This window comes from Streptomyces torulosus (assembly GCF_001419765.1).
Classification (GTDB): Bacteria; Actinomycetota; Actinomycetes; order Streptomycetales; family Streptomycetaceae; genus Streptomyces; species Streptomyces torulosus.
In genome coordinates, this window is record NZ_LIRK01000619.1 from 1 (window position 1) to 9,996 (window position 9,996).

General features: G+C 73.2%; 10 protein-coding genes. 5 read left to right on the forward strand and 5 right to left on the reverse strand.

Annotated elements, in window-relative coordinates; genetic code table 11:
• Positions 1-54: 54 nt before the first annotated feature.
• Both AOK23_RS46040 and AOK23_RS35385 read right to left on the reverse strand, forming a co-directional pair.
• A complete protein-coding gene (locus AOK23_RS46040) occupies positions 55-588 on the reverse strand; it encodes a hypothetical protein (RefSeq protein WP_055716626.1) in 534 nt (177 codons plus the stop codon).
• A gap of 396 nt (positions 589-984) precedes the next feature.
• Positions 985-1,902, reverse strand: coding sequence for a Vgb family protein (locus AOK23_RS35385; protein WP_063791464.1), 918 nt, complete (start codon positions 1,900-1,902; stop codon positions 985-987).
• Between the two features lie 200 nt (positions 1,903-2,102).
• On the opposite strand from AOK23_RS35385, the gene AOK23_RS35390 reads away from it, so the two are divergent.
• On the forward strand, positions 2,103-2,837 hold the full coding sequence (locus AOK23_RS35390; protein WP_055716627.1) for a class I SAM-dependent methyltransferase: 735 nt from the start codon (positions 2,103-2,105) through the stop codon (positions 2,835-2,837).
• Between the two features lie 93 nt (positions 2,838-2,930).
• On the forward strand, positions 2,931-3,467 hold the full coding sequence (locus AOK23_RS35395; RefSeq protein WP_055716628.1) for a 2'-5' RNA ligase family protein: 537 nt from the start codon (positions 2,931-2,933) through the stop codon (positions 3,465-3,467).
• Positions 3,468-3,509: 42 nt separating this feature from the next.
• Here AOK23_RS35395 and AOK23_RS35400 read toward each other — a convergent pair whose 3' ends face one another.
• Positions 3,510-3,905: a nitroreductase/quinone reductase family protein gene (locus AOK23_RS35400; RefSeq protein WP_055716629.1), complete on the reverse strand. Its 396-nt coding sequence runs from the start codon at positions 3,903-3,905 to the stop codon at positions 3,510-3,512.
• Between the two features lie 72 nt (positions 3,906-3,977).
• On the opposite strand from AOK23_RS35400, the gene AOK23_RS35405 reads away from it, so the two are divergent.
• Positions 3,978-4,805: an endonuclease/exonuclease/phosphatase family protein gene (locus tag AOK23_RS35405; RefSeq protein WP_055716630.1), complete on the forward strand. Its 828-nt coding sequence runs from the start codon at positions 3,978-3,980 to the stop codon at positions 4,803-4,805.
• A 69-nt stretch (positions 4,806-4,874) separates the two neighbouring features.
• Here the strand turns inward: AOK23_RS35405 and AOK23_RS35410 are convergent, their stop codons facing one another.
• On the reverse strand, positions 4,875-5,690 hold the full coding sequence (locus AOK23_RS35410) for an SAM-dependent methyltransferase (RefSeq protein WP_055716631.1): 816 nt from the start codon (positions 5,688-5,690) through the stop codon (positions 4,875-4,877).
• 123 nt (positions 5,691-5,813) lie between these two features.
• A complete protein-coding gene (locus tag AOK23_RS35415) occupies positions 5,814-7,436 on the reverse strand; it encodes a CehA/McbA family metallohydrolase (protein ID WP_079049886.1) in 1,623 nt (540 codons plus the stop codon).
• Positions 7,437-7,685: 249 nt separating this feature from the next.
• On the opposite strand from AOK23_RS35415, the gene AOK23_RS35420 reads away from it, so the two are divergent.
• Both AOK23_RS35420 and AOK23_RS35425 read left to right on the forward strand, forming a co-directional pair.
• Entirely contained in the window at positions 7,686-8,954 is a 1,269-nt protein-coding gene (locus AOK23_RS35420) for a serine hydrolase domain-containing protein (RefSeq protein WP_055716632.1), read from the forward strand.
• Between the two features lie 62 nt (positions 8,955-9,016).
• Positions 9,017-9,865 carry an LLM class F420-dependent oxidoreductase gene (locus tag AOK23_RS35425; protein WP_055716633.1) on the forward strand — a complete coding sequence of 283 codons (849 nt, stop codon included), beginning with the start codon at positions 9,017-9,019 and terminating at the stop codon, positions 9,863-9,865.
• Positions 9,866-9,996: the final 131 nt, after the last annotated feature.

The following is a 9,996-nucleotide window of genomic DNA, read 5'->3' on the forward strand; positions in this document are numbered from 1 at the left end:
CTCGCGGAGTTCGCCGACGGGGTGTGAGGGGGCCGGGCGGGGCGTGCGGCGGGGTCACGGCATCGGGTCGACGGCCGCGAGGGCGTCCCGGCCGACCGTCAGGGACCAGCGGACGGAGCCGGGGGCGGCGGATGCGGCGGGTGTGGCGGTGACCGCGATGGTGCCCGCGTCCCGCGAGTGGGAGAGGGCGGACTCGTGATGGACGGTGCGGACGTCACCGGCCCGGCACTCCACGGGAAAGCCGACGCCAAGGGGCCGCAGGCGGACGTCGATCCGCCCCTCGCCGTGACAGCGCACGGCGACGACCAGGGCGTCACCGTCGCCCTTCCCCGCCCTCGGGAACTCCAGGACCCGGCTGCCGTGCGTCTCGTCCTGGCGGACGAGGACCTTGCCGCCGCCCAGACGCGGCGCCGTGAGATCCACCGGCTGCGTCACCTTCGCCTGACGCTGCCCCGACGACCGCACGGGTGGCTGTGACGCCGTGGCCTCGGACGTGGTGGTGACGGCCGACGAACAGGCGGCGGTGGCGGCGGCGAGCAGGACGGCAGCCGCCGACAGGGTGAGGGCGGAGCGGGTGCGGTGCGACATGGATAACCCCCGTGAGTCCGGTCGGTCCGCGGACGACGCACGGCGCGGTGCGCAGCGCGTAGCGCCTACGCCTGGCGCGTCCGGCGGACGAGATCGTGATCGTGACACCAGGGGAAGGGAGGGCACCAGGCTCGGGCGCAGGTTCAGAGGTTGATCTGAGGTTGGCGGCTCGGGCTGGTGCCGGTGCCGGGCCCCGGCGCCCGGACCGTCAGTTGTGGACCTCCGCGCAGGCTCGACTCCGCGACTCCATACGGCTGTTGAGGTGCTCCCAGCAGATCGCGGCCGAACAGCGGGATCAGATACCAGGCAGGGCCGCAGGCTGGTGGGGCAGGGCCGCGAGGTCGCGGGGTTGGCTCACCGGGCCGTGGGGACCGCTCACCGGGCCGTCGGGTCGGCTCACAGGACCGTGAGGCGGGCGATCTTCCCCGTCTCCAGGGCGGTCCACAGCGCGCCGTCCGGGCCGGCGGTGATGCCGTGCGGTTCGGAGGACGGGCTGGGGAGGTCGTACTCCTCGATCCGGCCGTCGGGGGTGATCCGGCCGACGCGGTTTGCGCCCCACTCGGTGAACCAGCAGGCGGCATCCGGGGTGCCGGCGGCGGTGATGGCGTGTGGGCGGGCCGTGCGGTCCGGGAGCGGGAACTCGTCGATCTTCCCGTCGGGCGTGATCCGTCCGATCTGCCCCGCCCCGATCTCCACGAACCACAGGGCCCCGTCCCCACCGGCGGTGATCCCGACCGGCGCGGCGCCCGGCGTGGGCAGCGGATGCACGGTGACGTCACCGGCCGGCCCGATCGCGCCGATCGCGTTCGCCTGGTTCATCGTGAACCAGAGCCGGTCGTCCCCCTCCGGCCCGGCGGTGATGGCCGACGGGAACGCGCCGGTCAGCGGCAGCGGGAACTCCGCGACCTCCCCGTCCGGCGTGATCCGCCCGATCCGGTCGGCGCCCGCCTCGGTGAACCACAGCGCGCCGTCCCGGCCCGCCGCGATCCCGAACGGGCCCGCCTCCGGTGTGGGCAGCGCGAACGAGTCGACGGCACCGGCCGTGGTGATCCGCCCGATCCGGTGCCCACGGAACTCCGTGAACCACAGCGTGTCGCCCTCCGGGCCCGGCGTGATCAGCGAGGGGCCGCCCGAGGCGGGATCGAGCGGGTACGAGGTGCTCTCCCCGCCGGGCGTCAGCCGACCGATCCGCCCCGCGTGAACCAAGGTGAACCACAGCGCGCCGTCCGGCCCGCCGGTGATCCCATAGGGCCCGGCATCGTCCCCCGAGACGACGAACTCCACGACGGACACACGCGTGACGCGCTGAGACATGGTGGGACCTTCCTGGGTTGGAGACAGCTGACAGTCGGCCGTCGGCTGGTGGCGGCTGGTTGGTTACTGGGGACCAAGATCGGGCGGCGGGACCGGTGACCGGCGATCCGCGATCGAACGCTCACCGTCGCGGCCAGCGTTTCAAAGCCGTGCCGCCCTGTCGCGTGAATTCGACTCGCCGCGTGGGCAGTTGTGAGCGCATGGCTGACGAGATCTTCAACGACCCGCGGCTGGCCAGGATCTACGACCCCCTCGACCCGGACCGTGGTGACCTGGACGCCTATCTGCGGCTCGCGGAGGAACTGGGCGCCCGGCGGGCGCTGGACATCGGCTGCGGGACGGGCGTGTTCGCGTTGCTGCTGGCGGAGCGGGGCGTGGAGGTGGTGGGTGTCGACCCGGCGCCGGCCTCGCTGGAGGTGGCGCGGGCCAAGCCCGGCGGTGACCGGGTCCGCTGGATCCACGGTGACGCGACCGCGCTGCCGCCGCTCCGGGTCGACCTCGCCACGATGACGGCCAACGCGGCCCAGGAGATCGTCGACGCGGACGCCTGGCGGGGAACGCTCCGGGGCGCCTACGAGGCGCTGCGGCCGGGCGGAACGTTCGTCTTCGAGACCCGCGACCCGGCCGCGCGGGCCTGGGAGAGGTGGAACCGGGCGGAGTCGTACGGGGTGACCGAGGTCCCGGGGGTCGGCGAGGTCGAGAGCTGGGTGGAACTGACCGAGGTGGACGGTCCCCTGGTGACGTTCCGCTGGCACTACGTCTTCCGGGCGGACGGCCAGGAGCTGACCTCCGACTCCACGCTGAGGTTCCGCGAACGGGAGGAGGTGGAGGCGGACCTGACAGCGGAGGGCTACGCGCTGACAGAGGTACGGGACGCCCCGGACCGCCCGGGGAGGGAGTTCGTGTTCGTCGCCTGTCGGCCGGAGCGGCACTAGCGACGCGACCGATTCACCTCTTCCGTACCGCTCTGCGGGTCGGTCCGGCGATATTCGCTCGCCGCTCGCCGGATCCGCTGATAGCCAGGTGGCATGGCAGACGACGATTCCGGCGAGTTCCGGGCGGGGCAGACGGGGCTCGTCGTGCGGGTCCCCGAGGCGGAGACGGCTGTTCGGGTGTGGCGGAACCGGCTGGACCCCTCGGCTCGCGCGGGCGTCCCGGCGCATGTCACCGTGCTCTTCCCGTTCCTCGACGAAACCCGTGTCGACAGCGGTACGTGTGCGGCCGTCGCCGAGGTGATCGGGCGTCACCCGTCCTTCGAGGCGCGGTTCGACCACTGCGGGCGGTTCCCCGGGATCCTGTATCTGGCCCCGCGGCCGGACGGGCCCTTCCGGCGGCTCACGGAGGCGATCGCCGAACGGTGGCCCGAGGCACCGCCGTTCGGCGGGCGGTTCACGGAGGTGGTTCCCCATCTGACCGTCGCGCAGGGGCAGGACGACGCCGTGCTGGACGAGGTCGAGGCCGATCTCCTTCGGCGGTTGCCCGTCAGTGGCCGTGTGTCGTCGGTCGATCTCATGGTCCATGACGGGGTGCGGTGGCGGCGGCGGGTGTGCTTCGGGCTTCGCTGACGATCGGGGGCGTGGCCCGAGTGGCTCGGGGCGGGCTCCGGATCAGTCGTGGAGGTCGATGCGGATCGTCAGGAGGTTCGTGCCCAGGGCTCGCACCGCGGTGCTGTTCAGTTTGGGGAGGGTGCGAAGGCGGGTCAGCGGGTCGTCGGTCGGGAGGAGGTGGGCCGTGCCGTGGTGCCAGCGGCCGTGGAGGCGGAGCCGTACGGACGGGTCGGCCTTGATGTTGCGGACGTAGTGGGACTTCTCGCCGTACTCCGAGACCAGCCAGAACGTGTCGCCCGTGCGGCGGCCGCCGATGGGCGTGCGGCGCGGGAGGCCGGAGACGCGGCCGGTGGTCTCCAGGACCGTCTGGAACGGTACGCGGCGCAGGACCGGGTTGGCGACGTGGCGCTGGAAGGCCGTGACGACGCGTTGTTTCAGGCCGGGATCGCGGGACATGGGCGTGGTTCTCCTTGTGCGGTGGAAGGAGGCGGTACGGGACAGCGGAGTGCGCGAGGCGGTGGGTGGGCGGTGCGGGTCGTGACGTGGAACCTGTGGTGGCGGTTCGGGCCCTGGCAGGAACGGCAGAAGGCGATCCTCGCCGTCCTGCGTGAACTGCGCCCGGACGTAGTCGGGTTGCAGGAGGTGTGGGAGCAGGGCGGCGAGAACCTGGCCGAGTGGCTCGCCGGGGAACTGGGCCTGCACTGGGCGTGGGCTTCGTACGGCGACCCCGAGGCGTGGCAGCGGCGGATCGGGGACCCGGGCGTCGGGATCGGCAACGCCGTGCTGAGCCGGTGGCCCGTACGGGAGCAGGCGGCCATCGGGCTGCCCACGGGGGCGGACGGCAGCGGCAGGGGCGCGCTGTACACGCTGCTGGACGCGCCGGCGGCGCCCGTACCGTTCTTCACCGCCCACCTCAGCTCCGCCACCGACGCCTCGGCGCTGCGCTGCCGTCAGGTCGCCTCGCTCGTCGGGTTCGTCGCCCGGCACCGGGGCGAGGGCCCGTTCCCGCCCGTCGTCACCGGGGACTTCAACGCCTGGCCCGACTCCGACGAGGTCCGCCTCTTCGGCGGCTACCGGACCGCACCAGCCGTACCGGGCCAGGTCTTCTTCGACGTCTGGGAGTACGCCGACCCCGGCGCCCCCTCGGCCACCTGGGACACGGCCAACCCGTACGTCGCCCCCACCTTCGGCCCCAGCGTCCGCGTCGACTACATCCACGTCGCCCCGCCGGGCCGCGACGGTCTCGGCCACGTACGGGCCGTGCGGCGGGCGGGCGACGTCCCGGTCGACGGCGTCTGGCCCTCCGACCACGCGGCCGTGGTGGCCGACCTGGGAGCGGAGACGCCCGCCACCTGAGCCGACCAGGGGCCCGCCGACACGTCCCGGCCCGCCTGCTCGCCCACCCGCTGACTCGCCGCCCTCGGCCTACGGCTTGCGGCCCAACCCCCCGTGCTGGCCGATCGGCTTCGGGGTGCCCGCGTCCTCGTCCGGGTGCCACAGCGGTACCGAGACGATGCCGGGGTCGACCAGGTCCAGGCCCTCGAAGTAGCCCTCGATCTGGTCGACGGGGCGCAGGAAGTACGGGACGGCGCCCGTCTCGTTGTAGGCGTCCTGGGCTCGCTCGTAGTCGGGGTCGGTGCCGCGGGAGCCGTCGTTGATGTTGAGGAAGCTGCCGGAGGGGAGCCCGGCGAGGAGGCGGCGGACGATGTCGCGGGCCTGGTCGTAGTCGCCGACGTGGCCCAGGATGCCGCTGAGGATCAGGGCGGTGGGCTTCGACAGGTCCAGCGTCCGCGCGGCCGCCTCCAGGATCCTCTCCGGCTCGTAGAGGCTGGCGTCGACATACGCCGTGGCCCCCTCCGGCGCGGAGTACAGCAGCGCACGGGCGTGGGCGAGGACCATCGGGTCGTTGTCGACGTAGACGATCCGCGCCTCCGGGGCGCTGCGCTGGGCGACCTGGTGGGTGTTGTCGGCGGTGGGCAGCCCCGTGCCGACGTCCAGGAACTGCCGGACGCCCTCCACCTCCACCAGGTACCGGATGCTGCGCCGCAGATACGCCCGGCTGCTGCGGGCGATCGTCACGATGCCGGGGAACGCGCCCGCGTACGCGTCGCCCGCCTCCTCGTCCACCGGGTAGTTGTCCTTGCCGCCCAGCCAGTAGTTCCAGATCCGGGCGGAGGCGGGCACCGAAGTGTCGACCTTCTCCTTCGCCGCGGGTTCGGGCGTGGTCGCGTGATCGGTCATGGGCGCCGTTCTCCTCCACCGAGCAGGTGCGTCACACCTGCGGACGCACGGGTTGTGTCGAGCCAAACCTAAGGCCCAACACGACTGTTTCGTACGAGGGTTCCCCCTACCTTCCCGCTGCCGCTACCGCCGCCCGAGGAAGATCGGGTTCGTGAACGCCGCCAACGGGCCCGGGAAGCCGGGGACCACCGGGGGGTGACGGACCTCCGCGCGGACGTACGCCGCGTACGAGGCGGTCGTCCGCCACTCCGCCGAGCCGGTGCCGGAGTCCGGGAGCGCGGGGGAGGTGAACAGGACGCCCTGGTCGGTGACGAAGCGGATGAGGCAACCGGGGGCGCCCGTCGCCTCCAGCCGGACGGTGACCGGTGTGTCGCGGTCCACCTTCAGCCGCTCACCGATCCCGGCGTGCTCGCCGCGCGCACCCGACGCCGTGAACGCCACCGACACGTCCTTCGACTCGGCGACGTACGACCGTCCGGCCCGCAGCCCGTCCTGGATGGCGTCCCTGGTCAGATCGTCGGCGAGGACGACCGTCTGGGGGCGCCCCACCGGGTCGGGGTCGCGGTGGGCGTCGCTGTTGCCCATCGCCGGGATCCAGCCACGCCCCTCCCGCACGGACGCCACGAGCATGCCGTCCCAGTCGGCGAGGGCGACCTCGTCCTCCGGCGAGTAGCCGCCGTTCCACACCTCCACGACGTCCGCCTCGCCGAAGCCGAACTTCCAGTTGCAGCCGACGCAGGTGGCGTGCGGATGGGCCGGGACGACCAGGCCCCCGGCGCGGCGGATCTGCCGGGCGAACGCGCCGAAGCGGTTGTCGCGGGCCCGGTAGCGCCAGTCGACGAACGTGCCCGGGTCCATGCCGAGCGCGACCACGTGACCGTTGCGCGTGGTGACCTCCTCGCCCAGCAGGATCAGCAGGTCGTCACCCGCGTGCTCGGCCCAATGGGCGTGCGCGGACTGCGTGTTGTGCTCGGAACTGTTGATGAAGTCGAGCCCGGCGGCCCGCGCCAGCGCCGCGATCTCGGCGGGTGTACGGCGGCCGTCGGAGTACCAGGAGTGCAGATGACAGTCGCCCCGGTACCAGGCCCGGCCCCGGCCCCTGGCCCGCTCCGGCGGGTACACCGGCTTCACCCGCTCGCCGGGCGGCCCGTACGTCAGGGTGATCGTGATCTCGTACGGCAGTCCCTGCGGCGCCACCGTGTACGGGCCCAGCGCGATGTGCCAGGTGCCGGGGCGGACCGGGCCCGGGACGTAGCCGGGTGTCGCCTCGTCCGCACGGATGAAGAACTCGGTGCGGGCACCGCCCGACCAGCCGCGGAAGCCCTGGCCGCCGAGGTCGGTGCCGCGTTCGTCGAAGACACCGATGTCCAGCGCGTTGCCGGCCGTGCCCGCCGGGACGGACGGTCTGTCGTAGCTGTAGACGACCTTCAACTCACGTACCCCGGCCGGTACTTCGACCGGCAGATACACGAAGTCGGGGGAGCCGGTGGGGAGGGTGCCCCGGATGGTCCGGGTCTCCTGGTCGCCGTCCGCGGCCGCGCCGCTGCTGCCGAAGGTCACGCTTCCCAACGTAAGCGCGGCCGCCGCCGACGTCACGAACAGCGCGCGCCTTCCGAGCCCCTTTCCGCCGCCGTCCCTCTCGCTCGTCTCGCTCCTCTCGGTCCCGCCGTCACTGCCGGCCCCGTCGGTCCCGCCGTCCCTGTCGTTCCCGTCGCCGCGGGTGTCGCCGTGGTGGTCGTCGCACATCTGCTGCTCCCCGGGTGGTCGTGTGTGAGGTGGCGTGGATGGTGCGGTGGTGGTGCGGGACACCTTCGTATGCGGTGGTGAACCGCGGGACAAGGGAGGGGGATCGGCGGCTTTCGAGTTGGCCGAGTCGCGATGGTCCCGCCGTGTACCGGGCGTCATCTCGTCCCCGCGCCAAGGGGGTTGTCCCCACTGGAGGTCTCGGGCTGCCGTCATGGTGGCGGGCTCCGCCCCGCCGGGAGGGTGGTGGCCATGAGCCTCACGACGAGAGAAGCCGCCGCACGGGCCCTCACGGGTGCCGTGCTGACCACCACGCTCCTCGCCGGGGCCGCGACGCTCCCGGCCACGGCAGCACCGCACCCGGCGGCCCCCACCGCGGCCCAGGCCCCGGTGGGCACCCCCAGCGTCGGCGCCTCGCACGAGAGCCTGCGGTTGCGGCGCGAGGTGACGCGGGTGCTCAAGAACGCCGGGTTCATCGGCATCACCGTGCGGGTGCGCGACGGCCACCGGAAGGTGTACGCCCGCGCGGGCGAGGCGGAGCTGAACACCGGCCGGCCGATGCCCCACGGGGCCGACCTGCGCATCGCGAGCGTCACCAAGGCCTTCGTGGCCACCGTGGTGCTCCAGCTGGAGGCGGAGGGCCGGCTGTCGCTGGGCGACACCGTGGAGCGGTGGCTGCCGGGCGTGGTGAGCGGCAACGGCAACGACGGCCGCCGGGTCACCGTCCGCTACCTGCTCCAGCACACCGGCGGCATCCACAACCACACCTACTCCGACGAGACCGGCGACACCGCCGCCGACTTCGAGCGCACCAGGTTCGACCACGTCGACCCCGAGCGGATGGTCGCGGGCGCCCTGCGCCACCGCCCCGACTTCCCGCCCGCGTCCGCCGGCGACCCGGAACCCGACTGGAACTACTCCAACACCGGCTACTACCTCGCCGGGATGATCATCGAGAAGGTCACCGGGCGCACCTGGGCCGAGGAGGTGCGCGACCGCGTCGTCCGCCCGCTGGGACTGACCGACACCTACGCGCCCGGCGACGACCCGTATCTGCGGGGGCCGCACGCGCACACCTACCAGCGCTTCCGCGGGTCCGGCGGCTGGACCGACACCACCGTCCAGAACCTCTCCTGGGGCGGCGCCGCCGCCGCGCTCATCAGCTCCGACCGCGACGTGGACCGGTTCTTCACCGCCCTGCTGGACGGCCGGCTCCTGCCCGCCGCGCAGCTCGCGGAGATGCGTCGCGCGGTGCCGGTGGGCGACGACTTCCAGGGTGCGTTTCCCGGTCTGCACTACGGGCTGGGGTTGATGCGGCAGCCGCTGTCCTGCGGCGGGTACACCTGGGGCCACGGCGGGGACCTGGAGGGTTCCACGGTCCGTACCGGGTTCACCGAGGGCGGGCGGCGTTCCGTGGTCGTCGCCGCCACCGGCAAGACGGCCGACGACGGGCAGCTGATCCGGGCCGAGAGGGCCCTCCAGAAACTGGTCGATCAGGCCCTGTGCGAGCGCGTTCGATGAACGGATGTCTATGCCGACCGGTCGGTATGGACAAGTGAGGTGAGCACCGGTAGAGATGACCCATGCGCATCGCCGTGACGATCTTCCTCACCGACGAGACGATCACTCCGACCAGGCTCGCCCGTGAGCTGGAGCAACGCGGTTTCGCGGGGCTCTACCTCCCCGAGCACACCCACATCCCCGTCGAGCGGACCTCGCCGTACCCGGCGGGCGGTGACCTGCCGCGCGAGTACGGCCGCACGCTGGACCCGTTCGTCGCGCTCGGCCAGGCCGCCGCCGTCACCGAGCGGCTCGGGCTCGGCACCGGCATCACGCTCGTCGCCCAGCACGACCCGATCGACCTCGCGAAGCAGATCGCGACCGTCGACCACCTCTCCGGCGGCCGCCTCACCCTCGGGCTCGGCTACGGCTGGAACGTGGAGGAAGCCGCCGACCACGGCGTCGAGTGGCGCACCCGGCGCGACCTCGTCCGCGACCGCATGGCGCTGATGCGGGCGCTGTGGGCGGAGGAGCCGACGGCGTACGAGGGGGAGTTCGGGAGCGTCCGGGCGAGCCACGCGTACCCGAAGCCGGTGCAGAAGCCGCGGGGGCCGGTCGTGGGGCCGCGCACCCTCATCGGCGGCGCCGCCGGGCCCAAGCTGTTCGCGCACATCAGCGAGTACGCGGACGGGTGGCTGCCGATCGGCGGGCGGGGGCTGGGCGAGGCCCTGCCGGCCCTGCGGGGGGCGTGGGCCGACGCGGGAAGGGACCCGGAGGCGCTGCAGGTCGTGCCGTACGCGGTGCAGCCGAGCGCGGGGAAGCTGGCGTACTACGCGGAGCTGGGCATCGAGGAGGCGGTGGTGCAGTTGCCTCCGGCAGGGGAGGCGGAGGTGCTGGCTCTGCTGGACCAGTACGGGGAGTTCGTGGGATAGGCGGGTTCGTCTGCCGGGCGCGGGTGGTGCGGCGGGTGCGGGCCCGTCATGGTGGTTCGCGCGGTTTCCCCGCGCCCCTGAGAAGCGGCCGGGGCCGCGCCCCGTGCTTCTCAGCTGAAGGGCGGGCCGCA